Below are 16,293 nucleotides of genomic sequence, written 5' to 3' on the forward strand. Positions count from 1 at the left end.
GTTCCTGTCGTTGCGACTGCCCGGGCGTCTGCCCGGCTGAGACTCCAGTCCATCGGATCCGCGCGATGCGCAGAAGTGCCCCGCTGTCACCGCTTCCCGGGGTGTTCGCACGATCGATGGGTGACATGTGTCATGGCCGTAATGTGGACGACATGGTCCGTTCGTCCGCATCCGCTCCCGACGGCTCCGATGCCGCCGCGTCGAAGGGTTCCGTACGACTGGCCAGGGGAGTGACCGCCACTTGGTACTACACGATCTCGGCCCTATTGTTCTTCGAACTTTTCATCGTCGCGAACACTGTGCTCCTCATCCTCGGCGCCGGCATCCGCCCGTCGGCCGCCGCCGCCGTCGCGATCTCGATCGGCGGACTCGTCTGGGTCGTCTCGACCGTGGCACTGATGATCGACTACCGTCACCGCACGGACACCGCCGGGCTGGTGCGGTGGCGCCGACAACTCCTCCCGCTCCTGGTGGCCGTGGCCTATGCGATCCTGGCCGGCACGGTGTCCGGGCTGTGGACGGTCGCCGCCGTACCCGTACTGCAATCGCTTCTGCTGCTCAACTGGCAGCCGGGGGTGCGCATGCGTGCGATGCTCGCCGCCACTGTCGTGATCATCGGTCTCGCCGTGGTCGATTTCCGCATGTTCGACGACGGAGCAGCGGCGGGTTTCGGGCCGCTGGCCTTGTTCTCGGCGATGCTGCCCGCCATGACCGTCGCCTCCCTGTGGTGGTGGGATGTGCTGGTGCGACTCGATCGGGCGCGCGCCTCCGAGAGCCGTCTCGCCGCCACGCAGGAGCGCCTGCGGGTCGCGACGGACGTGCACGATCTGCAGGGCCACCATCTGCAGGTCATCGCCCTGCAGCTCGAACTCGCCGAACGCCTCATGGCGAAGGATCCGGATGCTGCGCTCGAGCAGTTGCGCGCTGCAAGAGGCAGTGTGGCCGAGGCTCAGCAAGGCACGCGGGACCTGGCGCTGCGATTCCGCACGGCCGCGCTGACCGATGAGATCGCCAACGCCGTCGATCTGCTGCGTGCCGCCGGCACTTCCGCGGAGGCGAGCGTCGATGCGGGGGCGGATCGAGCTCCGGCATCCGTTCTCGGGCCCGTCATCCGCGAGACCACGACCAACGTCCTGCGCCACGGCGGCGGCAAGTGGGCGCAGCTCTCGTTGAAGAAGGACGGCGAGTCCTGGCGGTACGAGATCGTGAACGACTCGGCCGGGGATCCGGCGTCCGATGACGGCTCGGGGCTCGAGGGCATCGGGCGGCGAGCAGCGGAAGCGGGTGGGACCCTGGACGTGCGACGGGGGAAGCAGGATTTCGCGGTCGTCGTGACCGTTCCGGCCGGGACGCCGGGAGAGGATGCGCGATGATCCGTGTACTGCTGGCCGATGACGAGGCGATGATCCGCTCGGCGTTGGCCGCTCTGCTGCGACTGGAGGACGACATCGACGTCGTGGCGGAATGCACCGACGGGGAGGAGGCGCTCGCCGAGGCCATCCGGCTGACGCCGGACGTCTGCCTGCTCGATCTGGAGATGCCGGGGCTCGACGGGGTCGAGGTCGCGGAGCGCCTGCGGCGCCAGACGTCCATCCGCTGCGTCGTCGTCACGCGGCATGCTCGGCCCGGCGTACTGCGGCGAGCGCTGGCATCCGGAGTCGCCGGATTCCTGCCGAAATCGCGCGGTGCGAACGAGGTCGCAGAGGTCATCAGGCGCGTCGCGGCAGGTGCGCGCTACGTCGACCCGGAGATCGCGGCCGACGCGCTGAGCGACGAGCGCTCGCCTCTGACCGATCGTGAGCTCGACGTGCTGCGGGCGGGTCGGCGCGGAGAGACGACCGGACAGATCGCGCGCGCACTGTCGCTCGCCCCTGGGACTGTGCGCAATCACGTCTCGACCGTGCTGGGGAAGCTGCACGTCACCACGCGCCAGCAGGCAGTGCTGATGGCGGAAGAGCGAGGCTGGATCTGACATGTTCGGTCTCTCCGGCTTTTTCGGGTTCTCCGGGCTTTTCGGGTCGATGTGGCGCCCGATGCGCCATCGACGCCGTGGTGTCGTCGAGCTGAAGTGGCTCAGCGCTCGTACCTACACGACCAAGTGGTATCCGCAGGGCGTCGACTTCGGCACGTGGCAGGGGCGGCGAACCCTTGCTGTGAGCTGGTTCCGCAAGGACAAGTCGGGTCAGCATCTCGCGTCGCGTGTGACGTTCATCGATCTGGAGCGTTCGCGACATCTGGACGTCGCCCTCACGATCGAGGGCGATGACGGCGAACTCGTCCCCGCCCAGATCCATGCCGGCGGCCTCGCCTGGTTCGGCGATCGCCTGTTCGTCGCCGCCACGGGGCAAGGGATCTGGGAATTCGACCTCGGCGAATCGCGCCGACTGCGAGGTGCGGCGGCGCGGCGAGTGGTCGGAGCGCGAGGCCGCGGCTTCGGCGCGGTGGCGCTGGCGGCGGTCCGCACGCGCGTGCATCCGGTACCGCTGCGGTGCTCGTTCCTCGGTCGGGTGTTCGACTCCGAGGGCACGTCGCTGCCGCGCGTGCTCATCGGCGAGTACCGCGGCGACAAGCTCGGACGCATCGGCGAGTTCACGATCCCCAGCGACATCGACGGGTCGTTCGTCGCCATCGACCGGAGCGCCCCGCAGATCGCCCGGATGCAGGGTGCCGTGCAGTGGGGCTCGCGGCGATTCGTCTCGCAGTCGCGCGGTCTGCAGCCGGGTGCGCTGTGGGACGGCGATGACGACGCGCTCCAACGCAGCGAGGTTCCCCTGCCGATCGGCTGCGAGGATCTCGCGCTCGACCCGGAGGGGCGGATGCTGTGGACGCTGGGCGAGCACCCGTGGCGGCGCGTGGTGCGCGGCATCCCGTTCGCGCAGCTCGGGATTCGTGTGCGCTGACGTGCGCTCTCGAATCAGCGACTCCGCGAACTGGCGCTGAGAGCGTGATGCACAGTTCGATGGCGTCTCCTCAGTCGTGCTGCGGGAATCCGAGGTTGATTCCCCCGTGAGAGGGATCGAGCCAGCGTGAGGTCACCGCCTTCTCGCGCGTGAAGAATGCGATTCCCGCGGGTCCGTACGCCTTCGCATCACCGAAGAGGGAGTCCTTCCATCCGCCGAACGAGTGATATGCGACGGGGACGGGGATCGGCACATTGATGCCGACCATGCCCACCTGAACCTCGTTCTGGAATCGTCTGGCCGCGCCGCCATCGTTCGTGAAGATCGCGGTGCCGTTGCCGTAGCGTGAGGCGTTGATCAACTGAAGACCCTCCTCATAACTGTCCACCCGCACGATCGACAGCACTGGGCCGAAGATCTCGTCCTGGTACACCGCCGAGTCGGTCGACACCCGATCGAACAGGGTGGGGCCGAGCCAGAATCCGGATGCTTCGCCGTCGGCTTCCACATCGCGCCCGTCCACCACGACTGTGGCACCGTCGGCCGCCGCGATGTCGATGTAGGAGGCGACCCTGTCGCGGTGCGCCTCGGTGATGAGCGGTCCCATGTCGCACCCGCGCATCCCATCGCCGACCCGCAGACCGGCCATGCGCGCGGTGATGCGTTCGATGAGCTCGTCGGCGACGGGCTCGACGGCGACGATGACGCTGATCGCCATGCAGCGCTCACCGGCCGAGCCGAAGCCGGCGTTAACGGCGGCATCCGCGGCCAGGTTCAGGTCGGCATCAGGCAGCACCAGCATGTGGTTCTTCGCGCCGCCGAGCGCCTGCACCCGCTTGCCGTGCGCTGCGGCGGTCTCGTAGATGTACTTCGCGATGGGCGTGGATCCGACGAATGAGATCGCCTGGACCGTGGGATGCTCCAGCAGCGCGTCGACGGCCTCCTTATCACCGTGCACGACGTTGAGGACGCCGTCGGGGAGCCCCGCCTCGGTCATGAGCGCGGCCATCCAGTTGGCAGCGGTGGGGTCCTTCTCGCTCGGCTTCAGTACGACCGTGTTGCCGGCCGCGATCGCGATCGGGAAGTACCACAGCGGCACCATGGCCGGAAAGTTGAACGGGCTGATGATGCCGACGACTCCGAGCGCCTGCCGGATCGTGTACACGTCGACGTCGGTGGAGACGTTCTCGCTGTAATCGCCCTTGAGCAGATGCGGCATGCCGAGCGCGAACTCGACGACCTCGAGCCCTCGGGCGATCTCACCGAGAGCATCCGCGGTGACCTTGCCGTGCTCAGCCGTGAGGATGTCGGCCAGCTCGCCCTTTCGCTGATTGAGCAGCTCGCGGAAGTTGAACAGGATGCTCTGCCGCTTCGCGAGCGAGGCGTCACGCCAGGCGGGGAACGCCGCGGCAGCGGATGCGACGGCCGCGTCGACATCCGCAGTGCTCGCAAGTCGCACCTGTGTGCTGATCTCGCCGCGCGCGGGGTTGAAGACCGGAGATGTCCGCGTCGAAGCACCTTCGTTCTCGACACCGTTGATCCAGTGGTTGAGGGTCGTGGTCATGATCTTTCCTTTGTTGAGAGAAGTGGTGACGTGCGCCGGCTCAGGCGAGCAGGCCGAGGACCTCGTCGTACACGACTACGGCTTCGGCGACCTCGTCGTCCGTGACTATGCACGGCGGCACGACGTGGATGCGGTTGTCCTGGGTGATGGCGAGCAGTCGGCGCGCCATCAGCTCGGATTTGATCCGTGCCATCACCGCCGGCGCCAGTGGCTCGCGCGTCTGTCGGTCCGCCACGAGTTCGATGGCCCAGAAGACTCCTTCACCGCGCACCTCTCCGATGATCGGATGCTTCTGCGCGAGCTCGTGCAGCGCGGGCCCGAGCACATCGGCGCCGATTCGAGCGGCGTTGTCGACGATGCCTTCATTCGCCATGGCATCCTGCGCGGCGACGATGGATGCCATCGCGAGCGGATGCCCGCTGTAGGTGAGCCCGCCGGGGAAGACGACATCGTCGAACTCTGCGGCGATCTCATCGGAGATGACGACCCCGCCGACAGGAACGTACCCCGAGTTGACGCCCTTGGCGAAGGTGATCAGGTCGGGAACGACGTCGTAGCCGTCGAACGCGAACCATCGTCCGGTGCGCCCGAATCCTGCCATGACCTCGTCGAGGATGAGCACGATGCCGTAGCGGTCGCACAGTTCGCGGACACCGGCCAGATAGCCCGGCGGCGGCAGCAGGATCCCTGCGGTGCCCGGCACCGTCTCGAGCAGCACGGCGGCGATCGTTGCGGGGCCCTCCCCCTGGATCAACCGTTCCAGGTGCTGCAGCGCCCGCTCCGATTCCTGCTCCGGTGTCGTAGCCCAGAACTCGGAGCGGTACAGGTAGGGACCCCAGAAGTGCACATGCCCGCGCGCGAACTCGTTGGGCATCCGGCGCCAGTCGCCGGTCGCGACGATGGCCGCGCCGGTGTTCCCGTGATACGAGCGGTAAGTCGACAGCACCTTGTCACGCCCGGTGTGCAGGCGGGCGAGGCGGATGGCGTTCTCGTTGGCGTCGGCACCGCCGTTGGTGAAGAACACCTTCTCGAAGCGTTCGGGTGCGCGCGCCACGATGCGCTTGGCCGCCTCGCCACGCGTCAGGTTGGCTGCCGCAGGTGCGACCGTCGTGAGCACCGCTGCCTGCTCGGCGATCGCCGCGGTTACCACCGGGTGCTGATGCCCGATGTTGAGGTTGATGAGCTGACTGGAGAAGTCGAGGTATGCGGTGCCCTCATCGTCCCAGGCGCGACAGCCGGAGCCGCCGGTGATCACGAGCGGGGCGAGCCCTGCCTGAGCCGACCAGGAGTGGAACACATGGGCACGGTCGAGCCCGATCACGCGCTCATTCGAGGTGGTGCGGTCGTTCACTGCGATCACGCGTCCTTTCATAGTTGGTGGTGTGGACGGAGTGGTCATGTGGCCGGGCGACTCGCCTCGCCCGGCCATGGGCACTCAGGCGCCGCCTTCGAGCAGTTCGACGTCGATCGGGGTGAAGCCTTCACCCTTCACGTCCACGCCCTCCTCTTCGAGCTCCGCGAGTGCCTGCTCGATGTACTCGTTCGTCCAGGCGGATGCCGGCGGCTGCTCGGTGATGAGGCTGGCACCGGTCTCGTTCACGGCGCTCAGCGCGCCCTCGACCGTCGCGGAGAATGCCGCTTCATCGATGTAGCCGATGCCGTTCTGGGCGGGCCAGATGAGCTTGTTGGTCTCGTTGACCATCCACAGCTCGTGGCTCATGCCCCAGCCGGAGCCGGCGTCGACAGTCGTCTGCGCGGCCTCCTCCGGGTTCTCTGCGGCGTAGCTCCAGCCCTTGATGACCGCCTTGAGGAACGAGACGGTCGTCTGCTGGTACTCGGTGTCGCTTTCCAGCCGTTCCGTATCCGCCCAGATCGCGTCCTGCAGCATCGCACCGACCGTGTCTTCATAGCTGATGACGGTGAAGTCCTCCGCCGTGTACGGCTCTCCGGTGTCGGGATTCACAGTCTCCAGCAGCTGTGCGTACTCGTTGTAGGTCATGGCCTGCGCCGCGTCGATGTCTCCGGACAGGAACGCGTTCATGTTGAAGTCCTGGGTGATGATCTCCACGGTCGAGGAGTCCAAGCCCTCCGCCGCCATCGCCGCGAAGATCTCCCATTCGTTCCCGAACCCCCAGCTGCCGATCTTCTTGCCTTCGAAGTCTGCGACGGAGTCGATGCCGGAGTCGGCCCACGACACCTGCAGCGTTCCAGAGCGCTGGAAGATCTGCGCGATGTTGGTGACGTCGGCACCTGCTTCGATCGAGCCGAGCACCTTGGGCACCCAGGCGATGGCGTAGTCGACATCGCCGTTGGCCAGAGCATCCTGCGGCACGATGTCACCACCGCTGGGGATGATCTCGACGTCCAAGCCGGCCTCTTCGAAATATCCCTGCTCCGCAGCGGCGAAGTACCCGGCGAACTGGCCCTGGGGCAGCCACTGCAGCTGCAGCTTCACCTCGGTGAGGGCCTCGCCTTCGGCTGCCTCTCCTTGCTCATCGCTCGGTGTCGATGAGCAAGCCGAGAGGACGAGCGCTGTCGCGATTGTCGCTGCCGCGAAGTTGGCGCCGCGACGTGTGCTGTGTTTCATATCGGTCCCTTTCTGAGGTGCTGGTATCGCTGTGAATGCCATCGCGTCCGGCGGACGTGAGGACGTGAGGTGGATTCAGCCGCGCCTTCTCACTGCGACCCGCTCGGCACCGAGCGCCACGAGGTAGAAGATCAGACCGAGCACGATCGAGACGAGCACATACGCCCAGGCTCGGGGATACGCGCTGGATGCCGCAGACGTCGAGATGAGCCCGCCCAGGCCCCCGCGCGGTCCGCCGAAGTATTCGGCGACGAGCGCGGAGATGACGGCGAGAGAAGAGGCGATGCGGATGCCGGTGAACACGAAGGGCGTCGCCGTCGGCAGGGTGACGGTGCGCATGACCTGGCCGGGGTTCGCCGCGTATACGGTCATGAGATCGCGGTGCACCGGCAGCGTCTGGCGCAGGCCTCGCAGCGTGTTGATGAACACGGGCACGAAGGAGGCCAGTCCCGCGATCACCTGCCGACCGAACTGCGAGTCGGAGCCGAACATCGTGTTCAGCACGGGCGCCAGTGCCACGATCGGGATGACGGCGAGCGCGGCGACTATCGGCGCCAGCATCCAGTCGGTCAGACGCACCGCGGCTGCGAGCATCGCGATCAGGATGCCGAGCATCGAGCCCACGACGAGGCCGACGAGCGCGTTCGTGCCTGTGACGATCCCCGCCGAGAGCATGGACGGGGCGAACTCGACGAACTGTCCGATGATGGATGCAGGGCTCGGCAGCATATAGTCATCGACGCCGCCGACGGTCACCGCGAGCTGCCATGCCCCCAGCACGATGAGGCCGAGCACGATCGGGGCGAGCGTGCGCGTGGTGAGTTCGGCGCCCTGGCTCCTCATCGATTCTCCACTCCGCGCACAGCCGCCACGGGCGATCCGTCATGCAGGGCCTCTCGCACGGCGGTGATCATGTCGAAGAACTCGTGCTGCTCACGCAGACCTTCTGAGCGATCGTCCGCGAGCGCCATCGAGACCACCTGCTGGATGCGCCCCGGCCGCGGCGACATCACGACGACGCGGTCAGACAGGAACACCGCCTCAGGGATCGAGTGCGTGACGAAGACGACGGCGGCCCCCGTCTCGGCGCAGATCCGCACGAGCTCGGACTGCATCCGCTCCCTGGTCATCTCGTCGAGCGCACCGAAGGGCTCATCCATGAGCAGCAGGCGCGGCTTCTCCGCGAGCGCACGTGCGATCGCGACACGCTGCTGCATGCCCCCGGAGAGCTGGTCGGGATAGCGATCTGCGAAGTCGCCGAGGCTGACGAGCTCGATGAGCTCCGCCACTCGATCCGAGCGTTCGATCTTTCCTCTGCCATGCAGGGACAGCGGCAGTTCGATGTTCTCGGCGACGGTGCGCCACGGGAGCAGTCCTGCCTGCTGGAATGCGATGCCGTAGTCCTGCGCGATGCGCGCATCCTTGGCGGACTTGCCGAAGACGGACACGCTTCCGCCGCTCGGCTGATCGAGGTCTGCGATGAGACGCATGAGCGTCGACTTCCCGCATCCGGACGGCCCGATGAGCGAGACGAATTCGCCGGCCGCGACCGTCAGGTCGATCCCCTCGAGCGCGGCCACCTGGCCGCCGCGGGTCTCGAAGACCTTGTCGACACCGCTGATGCGGACGGCATCGATCGCACTGCGGCCCCCGTCTGCGTGCACGTGCTCTGTCATGCGTTGACCTCGACTCTTCTATAGCGACCCAGCAGTGCGCCGAGAACGGCGATCGACCCTGCGGCGACGAGCCCGAGCACGACGGCTCCGAAGATCGGACCCCATGCCTTGGCCGGATCCCCGCTGGCTTGACCGGCGTACTGGATGAGGATGCGGCCGATGCCGCCCTGAAGCCCGGTCGACACCTCGGCGACCACGGCGCCGATGACGGCGTTCGCAGCGCCCAGCCGCAGGGCCGGCAGCAGATATGGGACGGCCGCGGGCAGGCGAAGACGGATGAGCGTCGTCCACCAGCCGGCAGCGTAGCTGTGCATGAGCTCGACGTGGATCGTGTCCGGCGACTGCAGGCCTCTGAGCGCGCCGACCGCGATCGGGAAGAAGGCGAGATACGAGGCGATGAGCGCCACCGACATCCAGTCCTGCCACTCGAACGAGCCGATCTCGACACGGGAACCCCAGCTGCGCACCACGGGGGCGAAGGCAATGAGCGGGATCGTCTGGCTGAGGACGATCCACGGCAGCAGGCTCCACTCCGCGATTCGCCACCGCTGCATGGCGAGGGCCAGGGCCACCCCCACCACAAGCGCGATGAGCCACCCGGCAGCTGCGATGCCGAGGGTGAGAGCCGCCGCGGCTGCGACCTCCAGCCACAATGGACGCGCCCCTTCCGCAGCCGTGACAGGGGCGAGGAGCCGGGTGAGCATGTCCCAGACGTGCGGCATCGCCAGATCGCTCGTGCGGGGAAGCACCCGCACTCCGAACAGCACGAGCCCGTCGGCCGGCACGAGCAGCTTCACGAGCTCCCACATGATCACGACAGCGAGGATGCCGAGCACACCCGCTCCCCATCGTGCGAGTCCCCTGGAGGGTCTCGATCGACGTCGGCGCAGTGCCGGCGCCAACGTGCGTTCGTCGGTCATCGGCCCGCTCTTCTCATGCCTTCGCCACGATGTGCTCGCTGAGCGCGGGGATGACGGTCTCGCCGTAGACGCGGAGCGTCTCCTCCTTGTTGTCGTGCTGCAGATAACCGGCGAACTGGTCAACGCCGAGTTCGGCGAGCGCCTTGAGCTTCTCGATGTGCTCCGAAGCCGTGCCGAGCAGGCAGAAGCGCTCGACGATATCGTCGGGAACGAAGTCGGCGTGCGAGTTTCCCGCCTGACCGTGCTCGTTGTAGTCGTAGCCTTCACGGCCCTTGATGTAGTCCGTCAGCGCCTTCGGCACGGCCGAGCCCTCGCCGTACTTGGCGACGATGTCGGCGACGTGGTTGCCGACCATGCCGCCGAACCAGCGGCACTGATCGCGCATGTGCGACCGGTCATCGCCGATGTACATCGGGCCCGCGACGCAGAACTTCACCGACAGCGGGTCCCTGCCGGCTTTCTCGGCCGCCGCGCGAACGGTGCTGATCATCCACTCGGCCACATCGAGGTCTGCCATCTGCAGGATGAAACCGTCACCGACCTCACCCGCGAGCTTGAGCGCCAACGGGCCGTAAGCTGCGACCCACACGTCGAGTGTCGACCCCTTACTCCACGGAAACTGCAGGGTGGCACCGTTGTACTCGACCGCTCGGCTGTTCGCGAGCTCGCGGATGACGTGGATCGATTCCCGCAGCGTCTTCAGCGTCGTCGGTGCTCCGTTCGTCACACGCACGGCGGAGTCCCCCCGGCCGATGCCGCAGATGGTGCGGTTGCCGTACATCTCGTTCAGCGTCGCGTACGTCGATGCCGTGACGGTCCAGTCGCGCGTCGCCGGGTTGGTGACCATCGGACCGACGATAACCTTGTCGGTCTCTGCCAGAATGCGGCTGTACAGCACGTACGGCTCCTGCCAGAGCAGGTGCGAGTCGAAGGTCCAGACGTGACTGAAGCCGTGCGCCTCGGCGAGCTTGGCCAGCTGCACGGTGCGCGCGGACGGCGGGTTGGTCTGAAGTACTGCTCCGAAATCCATGTGAATCCGTTCTTTCGGTGACTGCGTCCCGGGCCGGGAGCTGTCAGTCGCTGAGCCTGTCGAAGTGTCAGATCAGGTACTGCGAGAGTCCGCGCTTGATGTACCTGCCGTCGCCCTTCGATCCGATGTACTGCTTGTCGTCGACGATGACTCGTCCCCGGGAGAGGACCGTGTCGACGTGGCCGTCGATCTCGAAGCCCTCCCATGCGGAGTAGTCCATGTTCATGTGATGGGTTTTGTTCAAGCCGATCGAGGTGTGCCCGTTCGGGTCGTAGATGACGACGTCGCCATCGGCACCCGGCTGGATCACGCCCTTCCTGCCGTACATGCCGAACATGCGCGCAGGAGTCGTGGAGGTCAGCTCGACCCAACGCGGCAGCGAGATCTGGCCGGTCACCACGCCCTGGTACATCAGGTCCATGCGGTGCTCGACCGAGCCGATGCCGTTGGGGATCTTCGAGAAGTCTCCGATGCCCATGTCCTTCTGATCCTTCATGCAGAACGGGCAGTGGTCGGTCGAGACCATCTGGATGTCGTTCGTGCGCAGGCTCTGCCACATGTGGTGCTGGTGTCCCTCATGCTTCGAACGCAGCGGCGTCGAGCACACCCACTTGGCACCTTCGAAGCCCTCGGCGCCCAGCTGATCCTCGAGCGAGAGATAGAGGTACTGCGGGCACGTCTCGCCGAAGATGTTGAGCCCGCGATCGCGCGCAGCGGCGATCTGTGCGACGGCCTGTTTCGCCGAGACGTGCACGACGTAGAGGGGCGCACCGGTGAGATCAGCAATCATGATCGCGCGATGCGTGGCCTCTTCCTCTGCCTGCCACGGGCGGGTGATGCCGTGATGATACGGCGAGGTGTTGCCTGCTTCGAGCGCCTGTTTGACGAGCACGTCGATCATGGCGCCGTTCTCTGCGTGCATCATCATCATCGCGCCGTTCTCGGCGCCACGCTGGAATGCGCGCAGGATCTGTCCGTCATCCGAGAGGAACACGCCCTTGTAGGCCATGAAGAGCTTGAAGCTCGTCACTCCCTCATTCATGAGCTCATCCATCGCTGTGAGTGAGCTGTCCTGCACATCCGAGAGGATCTGGTGAAAGCCGTAGTCGATCGCGCAGTTGCCGGCGGCCTTCTCATGCCAGGCCTGATACCGATCGATCACACTCTCCTCGGGGTACTGCACGACGAAGTCGACGATGCTCGTCGTGCCGCCCCATGCCGCGGCCCTGGTCCCTGTCTCGAAGGTGTCGCTCGCGAAGGTTCCGCCGAAGGGCATCTCCATGTGCGTGTGCGCATCGATCCCGCCGGGAATGACGTACTTGCCCGCGGCATCGATGACGGTGTCCACGTTTCGCTCGATGTCGAAGCCGAGCAGTGTGGACCCCGGCGCGAGCACGGCCGCGATCGTCTCGCCGTCGATGAGGACATCGGCGGTCGCTGTTCCCGTGGCATTCACCACGGTTCCGTTCTTGATGAGTGTCTTCATGATCGTCCTCACGGTGCTGTGATCAGGGTGTAGCTGTCTGGGCGACGATCGCGATAGAACTGCCAGTTGTTGCGCACTTCGCGAATCATGTCGAGGTCGAGGTCGCGGATGACGAGCTCTTCGTGCTCGCTGCTGCCGCGTTCTCCGACGAAGTTGCCCTGCGGATCGAGGAACTGACTGGTGCCGTAGAAGGTGACGGCTTCGTCACCGTATTCGTTGTCCTCGCGCCCGACGCGGTTGGCTGCCGCGACGAAGTAGCCGTTCGCGGCGGCCGCTGTCGCCTGCTCCAGATCCCACAAGCGGTTCGAGAGACCGGGCTTGGTCGCATTCGGGTTGAAGACGATCTGGGCTCCGGCCAGGCCGAGTTCACGCCACCCCTCAGGGAAGTGCCGGTCGTAGCAGATGTAGACGCCGATAGGACCGACCGCTGTATCGAATATCGGATAGCCGAGATTTCCGGGGCGGAAGTAGAACTTCTCGTAGAACTTCTCCAGGTGCGGGATATGGTGCTTGCGGTACTTGCCGAGGATGGTGCCGTCGTCATCGACGACGACCGCGGTGTTGTAGTACACCCCCGGCTGGTCCTCCTCGTAGATGGGAAGCACCATCACCAGCTTCAGTTCCTTCGCGAGGGCGGCGAATCGCTGCACGATGGGCCCATCCGCCGGTTCGGCGAAGTCGTAGTACTTGATGTCCTCGGTGATGCCGAAGTACGGGCCGTAGAAGAGTTCCTGGAAGCAGATGACCTGCGCCCCGTCGGCCGCGGCATCCCGCGCGAATCTCTCATGCCTGTCGAGCATGGACTGCTTGTCGCCGGTCCATGTCGTCTGGGTGATGGCTGCTCGTACAACGGTCATCGTGACCTCCACGTTCAGCTCGGGACGGCCGTTCGAGCCGGCACCGATGCGGTTAAGTCGAAACCAGGACGACGTCGTCCGGTTTTGTTATTCTTAGACGTGAACATTTCTGTTCTGTTTCCTCGTGTGACGCAAGTGTTAATGATCCTCACGTGCCAGAGACTTCCAAGCAATAGATATGCGAGCTTTGCCCCATGCATCCTCTGATCGATGAGATCGAACAGCGCAATCCCGCGGGCATCGCTGCCGCTCTCGGCCGGCTCGTGACGACGGGTCGACTGAACGCAGGGGATCGACTTCCGACGGTGCGTGAGATCGCTGCAGAACTCGGGGTGAGCCCTGCCACGGTGAGTCAGGCCTGGCGAGCCGCAGGGGCTGCGGGGATCATCGTCTCCCGTGGACGCGGCGGCACGTTCGTGCGGGGGCCACGACAGGATTGGCTGCCCGCTCGGAGCCAGGTGATGGCGGGCCGTGACCTGCCCGCACGCATCGACCTGTCCCGCGGCACACCCGATCCCGATCTTCTCCCAGCGCTCGGTCCCGCACTCGCCCGGGTCTCGCAACGGGCGGTGACCTCCACCTATCAGGATCTTCCGGTCATCCCCGAATTGCTCACCGTTCTCGACGATTCGTGGCCGTACCGCGCGGAAGCGCTCACCGTCGTCAACGGCGCCCTCGATGCGATTTCCCGCAGTCTCGAGCAGATCGCACGTTTCAGTGACCGGGTCATCGTCGAGAGTCCCACGTTCCCGCCGTTCCTCGACCTCCTCGATCAGCTCGGCCTGTCCGCTGTCCCCGTCGCCGTCGATGCTCACGGCCCAATACCCCGCTCATTCGCGGCCGCTCTCGCGCAGTCGCCGGTCGCCGCCTTGCTGCAGCCTCGAGCGCACAATCCGACCGGTGCATCGATGACCGAGGACCGGGCCCACGAACTCGCCCTTCTGGTGCGTGCCAGTTCGACGGCGAGCGGAATGATCGTCATCGAAGACGACCATTCGGGTGAGATCAGCCTGGCGGACGATGTCAGCCTCGGCCGATGGATCGCCGATCGGGTGCTGCACGTGCGCAGTTACTCCAAATCGCACGGCCCCGATCTGCGCATCGCCGCTCTCGGCGGGCCATCGAAGATCATCGATCGGGTAGTGGCACGCCGTATGCTCGGCCCCGGCTGGACGAGCCGCATGCTGCAGACCATCCTCCACGAACTGCTCGTCGACGGCACCAGCATCGCCCAGGTCGGCGCCGCCCGAGCCGAGTACGCACGACGTCAGCACGAGCTCTCCACCGCCCTCGCCGCCGTCGGGGTCAGCGCCCCGGCGGCGGACGGCATCAACACCTGGCTGGCGGTGGACGACGAGCAGGATGCCATCCTGCAGCTCGCCGCATCCGGCATCCGCGTCGCAGGCGGCACACCGTTCCTGCCACGCAATGAGTTTCAGCCAGCTCATATCCGTGTCACGGCCGGTGCGATCCGTGAGGATGTCTCCCCGATCGCCGATGCCATCGGATCTGCGGTGCGATCGAGTGCGAACGGCGTGCACACGCTCACCGCGCGCTGGGCATGATCTGCCCCGGATACGCGAAAACCCTAAACGAGCGAGCATCGTGAGTTGCGGCGGGCGAACGAAGATCCTCATCGGCATTTCGTCGGACACCCGGTGACCGGCTTCTCGCATCTCCGACGCGAATGACCCCCAACCCGAGAGATAAAATCCCAGGTCAGGGGCCATTTCATTCGCGTGCGCGAGGGGGGACTTGAACCCCCACGCCCGTAAGGACACTGGCACCTGAAGCCAGCGCGTCTACCATTCCGCCACTCGCGCGAGTGTCTCGTTCCGAAGAAGTCAACTTCACGAGGATATCACGCACTCTCGCCGTCGAAGAACTCGCCCGACCATGCGCCGGGCCGACCTCATCCGGCGAGAATGTTTTTGCTGCGTGAGAAGGGAACAGGCAAGTGCCTTCTCATGCAGCGGGTCAATTCTCGCGCCCGTATGGCGGCCGAGAGGCGCATATACAGGTCACCTGGCTACGATGTTGCTACCGTCGCCATGCCAGAGGAGCCCAGTGGGACTACTTGACAGCTTTGAGAAGGGTCTTGAGCGCGCCGTTAACGGCGCATTCGCCAAGACCTTCCGCAGCGGCATCCAGCCGGTGGAGATCGCATCGGCGCTCCGCCGCGAAGCCGACATCAAGGCCGCCGTCGTCAGCCGCGACCGCATCATCACGCCCAACAGCTACGTCGTGCGCCTCAGCGCCGACGACCTCGAACGGATGCAGGGGCTGGGCGGCGCACTCACGGAAGAGCTGCACGCTCTGATGAACGCCCACGCCAAGGCCCAGGGCTACAGTTTCTCCGGCCCGGTCTCGATCGCACTCGAAGCGGACGAGAAGGTCGCCACCGGAACCGTCCGCGTGAACTCCGGTACGGCAGAGGGCCGCGTCAGCTGGCAGGCCGTCGTCGACGTCGACGGGCGCCGTCACTCGGTCACCAAGGCGCGCAGCGTGATCGGCCGCGGCAGCGATGCCGACATCACGATCGCGGATGCCGGTTCGAGCCGCAAGCACGTCGAGATCCTGTGGGACGGCGAGCGCGCCATGATGCGCGATCTCGGCTCCACGAACGGCACGAAGGTCAACGGCACCAAGGTGCGCGAGGCACCGCTGCCCACCGACACGACGATCACGATCGGGCGCACCGACCTGGTCTTCCGGGTCGTACCAGTGTCCGCCGACCGACCGTCGGGGGCGAATCGATGACTGAACTGAGCCCGCTCGTCCTCCTGCTGCTGCGCATCGGCTTCCTGGTGCTGCTGTGGTTCTTCGTGTTCGGCGTCGTGTACTCGCTGCGCGCGGACCTGTTCGGCGTGAAGGTGCGCAAGCTCCCCGCAGAAGCCGGCGCAGGCTCGCCCGCAGCGGCCCCCGCCCCGGCAAAGCCGAAGGCGTCACCGCGCGCCGGTGGCGCCGCCAGGGTGAACAGCGTCTCCAAGCTCGTCATCACCTCCGGCCCCAAGGCAGGCCTCGAGCTTCCCCTCGGCACGGATCCGATGACGATCGGCCGCTCCAGCGAATCCGGTCTCGTCATCCGCGACGACTACACCTCCAGCCACCACGCCCGCCTGCTGCTGCGCGGCGACACCTGGGCCATCCAGGACCTCGACTCCACCAACGGCACCTACCTGGGCGGGAAGCGCATCTCAGGAGCGCCCGTCTCGATCGAGATCGGCGACGCCGTCAAGGTCGGCGCCACGACCTTCGAGCTGCGAGCCTGAC

The 16,293-nt window shown here is 66.1% G+C and carries 15 protein-coding genes and 1 tRNA gene; 6 read left to right on the top strand and 10 right to left on the bottom strand.

The window, feature by feature from the left end:
• Positions 1 to 152: 152 nt before the first annotated feature.
• Genes JF52_RS0106900 through JF52_RS0106910 form a run of 3 tightly spaced genes read left to right on the top strand, consistent with a single transcriptional unit; the run spans position 153 to position 2,900 of the window.
• Positions 153 to 1,373: a sensor histidine kinase gene (locus JF52_RS0106900; RefSeq protein WP_033105555.1), complete on the top strand. Its 1,221-nt coding sequence runs from the start codon at positions 153 to 155 to the stop codon at positions 1,371 to 1,373.
• Entirely contained in the window at positions 1,370 to 1,972 is a 603-nt protein-coding gene (locus tag JF52_RS0106905) for a response regulator transcription factor (protein WP_033105556.1), read from the top strand. The genes JF52_RS0106900 and JF52_RS0106905 overlap by 4 nt, the downstream gene beginning before the upstream one ends.
• Before the next feature lies 1 nt (position 1,973).
• Complete coding sequence (locus tag JF52_RS0106910) at positions 1,974 to 2,900, top strand: hypothetical protein (protein ID WP_033105557.1); 927 nt, start codon at positions 1,974 to 1,976, stop codon at positions 2,898 to 2,900.
• A 70-nt stretch (positions 2,901 to 2,970) separates the two neighbouring features.
• Here JF52_RS0106910 and JF52_RS0106915 read toward each other — a convergent pair whose 3' ends face one another.
• The 9 genes from JF52_RS0106915 to JF52_RS0106955 all read right to left on the bottom strand — a co-directional run bounded on the left by JF52_RS0106915 (position 2,971) and on the right by JF52_RS0106955 (position 13,020).
• The gene (locus tag JF52_RS0106915; protein WP_033105558.1) at positions 2,971 to 4,464 is read right to left on the bottom strand and encodes a CoA-acylating methylmalonate-semialdehyde dehydrogenase; all 1,494 of its coding nucleotides are present in this window, start codon (positions 4,462 to 4,464) and stop codon (positions 2,971 to 2,973) included.
• Between the two features lie 40 nt (positions 4,465 to 4,504).
• Positions 4,505 to 5,836 carry an aspartate aminotransferase family protein gene (locus JF52_RS0106920; RefSeq protein ID WP_033105559.1) on the bottom strand — a complete coding sequence of 444 codons (1,332 nt, stop codon included), beginning with the start codon at positions 5,834 to 5,836 and terminating at the stop codon, positions 4,505 to 4,507.
• Positions 5,837 to 5,899: 63 nt separating this feature from the next.
• A complete protein-coding gene (locus JF52_RS0106925) occupies positions 5,900 to 7,051 on the bottom strand; it encodes an ABC transporter substrate-binding protein (protein WP_033105560.1) in 1,152 nt (383 codons plus the stop codon).
• Positions 7,052 to 7,126: 75 nt separating this feature from the next.
• Positions 7,127 to 7,894 carry an ABC transporter permease gene (locus JF52_RS0106930; RefSeq protein ID WP_033105561.1) on the bottom strand — a complete coding sequence of 256 codons (768 nt, stop codon included), beginning with the start codon at positions 7,892 to 7,894 and terminating at the stop codon, positions 7,127 to 7,129.
• Positions 7,891 to 8,727, bottom strand: coding sequence for an ABC transporter ATP-binding protein (locus JF52_RS0106935; RefSeq protein ID WP_033105562.1), 837 nt, complete (start codon positions 8,725 to 8,727; stop codon positions 7,891 to 7,893). The genes JF52_RS0106930 and JF52_RS0106935 overlap by 4 nt, the downstream gene beginning before the upstream one ends.
• On the bottom strand, positions 8,724 to 9,647 hold the full coding sequence (locus tag JF52_RS0106940) for an ABC transporter permease (protein WP_033105563.1): 924 nt from the start codon (positions 9,645 to 9,647) through the stop codon (positions 8,724 to 8,726). The genes JF52_RS0106935 and JF52_RS0106940 overlap by 4 nt, the downstream gene beginning before the upstream one ends.
• A gap of 13 nt (positions 9,648 to 9,660) precedes the next feature.
• On the bottom strand, positions 9,661 to 10,677 hold the full coding sequence (locus JF52_RS0106945; protein ID WP_033105564.1) for a TIGR03842 family LLM class F420-dependent oxidoreductase: 1,017 nt from the start codon (positions 10,675 to 10,677) through the stop codon (positions 9,661 to 9,663).
• Positions 10,678 to 10,744: 67 nt separating this feature from the next.
• Positions 10,745 to 12,166 carry a dihydropyrimidinase gene (hydA, locus tag JF52_RS0106950; protein ID WP_152594867.1) on the bottom strand — a complete coding sequence of 474 codons (1,422 nt, stop codon included), beginning with the start codon at positions 12,164 to 12,166 and terminating at the stop codon, positions 10,745 to 10,747.
• Positions 12,167 to 12,171: 5 nt separating this feature from the next.
• Complete coding sequence (locus JF52_RS0106955) at positions 12,172 to 13,020, bottom strand: nitrilase-related carbon-nitrogen hydrolase (RefSeq protein ID WP_033106422.1); 849 nt, start codon at positions 13,018 to 13,020, stop codon at positions 12,172 to 12,174.
• A 194-nt stretch (positions 13,021 to 13,214) separates the two neighbouring features.
• Here JF52_RS0106955 and JF52_RS0106960 point away from each other — a divergent pair, with 194 nt between their 5' ends.
• Positions 13,215 to 14,585 carry an aminotransferase-like domain-containing protein gene (locus JF52_RS0106960; protein WP_052166822.1) on the top strand — a complete coding sequence of 457 codons (1,371 nt, stop codon included), beginning with the start codon at positions 13,215 to 13,217 and terminating at the stop codon, positions 14,583 to 14,585.
• Between the two features lie 175 nt (positions 14,586 to 14,760).
• On the opposite strand, the gene JF52_RS0106965 is transcribed toward JF52_RS0106960, so the two are convergent.
• Positions 14,761 to 14,843 (bottom strand) — tRNA-Leu (locus tag JF52_RS0106965).
• A 244-nt stretch (positions 14,844 to 15,087) separates the two neighbouring features.
• Here JF52_RS0106965 and JF52_RS0106970 point away from each other — a divergent pair.
• Positions 15,088 to 15,780 carry an FhaA domain-containing protein gene (locus JF52_RS0106970; RefSeq protein WP_033105565.1) on the top strand — a complete coding sequence of 231 codons (693 nt, stop codon included), beginning with the start codon at positions 15,088 to 15,090 and terminating at the stop codon, positions 15,778 to 15,780.
• A gap of 5 nt (positions 15,781 to 15,785) precedes the next feature.
• The gene (locus JF52_RS0106975) at positions 15,786 to 16,292 is read left to right on the top strand and encodes an FHA domain-containing protein FhaB/FipA (RefSeq protein ID WP_033106424.1); all 507 of its coding nucleotides are present in this window, start codon (positions 15,786 to 15,788) and stop codon (positions 16,290 to 16,292) included.
• Position 16,293: the final 1 nt, after the last annotated feature.

It is taken from the genome of Microbacterium profundi, assembly GCF_000763375.1.
In the GTDB taxonomy this organism is placed as follows: domain Bacteria; phylum Actinomycetota; class Actinomycetes; order Actinomycetales; family Microbacteriaceae; genus Microbacterium; species Microbacterium profundi.

What these genes read in the sequence shown, in the direction of transcription:
- JF52_RS0106900 (WP_033105555.1), top strand. Translation starts at nt 153, where the DNA reads ATGGTCCGTTCGTCCGCATCCGCTCCCGACGGCTCCGATGCCGCCGCG.
- JF52_RS0106905 (WP_033105556.1), top strand. Translation starts at nt 1,370, where the DNA reads ATGATCCGTGTACTGCTGGCCGATGACGAGGCGATGATCCGCTCGGCG.
- JF52_RS0106910 (WP_033105557.1), top strand. Translation starts at nt 1,974, where the DNA reads ATGTTCGGTCTCTCCGGCTTTTTCGGGTTCTCCGGGCTTTTCGGGTCG.
- JF52_RS0106915 (WP_033105558.1), bottom strand. Translation starts at nt 4,464, where the DNA reads ATGACCACGACCCTCAACCACTGGATCAACGGTGTCGAGAACGAAGGT.
- JF52_RS0106920 (WP_033105559.1), bottom strand. Translation starts at nt 5,836, where the DNA reads ATGAAAGGACGCGTGATCGCAGTGAACGACCGCACCACCTCGAATGAG.
- JF52_RS0106925 (WP_033105560.1), bottom strand. Translation starts at nt 7,051, where the DNA reads ATGAAACACAGCACACGTCGCGGCGCCAACTTCGCGGCAGCGACAATC.
- JF52_RS0106930 (WP_033105561.1), bottom strand. Translation starts at nt 7,894, where the DNA reads ATGAGGAGCCAGGGCGCCGAACTCACCACGCGCACGCTCGCCCCGATC.
- JF52_RS0106935 (WP_033105562.1), bottom strand. Translation starts at nt 8,727, where the DNA reads ATGACAGAGCACGTGCACGCAGACGGGGGCCGCAGTGCGATCGATGCC.
- JF52_RS0106940 (WP_033105563.1), bottom strand. Translation starts at nt 9,647, where the DNA reads ATGACCGACGAACGCACGTTGGCGCCGGCACTGCGCCGACGTCGATCG.
- JF52_RS0106945 (WP_033105564.1), bottom strand. Translation starts at nt 10,677, where the DNA reads ATGGATTTCGGAGCAGTACTTCAGACCAACCCGCCGTCCGCGCGCACC.
- JF52_RS0106955 (WP_033106422.1), bottom strand. Translation starts at nt 13,020, where the DNA reads ATGACCGTTGTACGAGCAGCCATCACCCAGACGACATGGACCGGCGAC.
- JF52_RS0106960 (WP_052166822.1), top strand. Translation starts at nt 13,215, where the DNA reads ATGCATCCTCTGATCGATGAGATCGAACAGCGCAATCCCGCGGGCATC.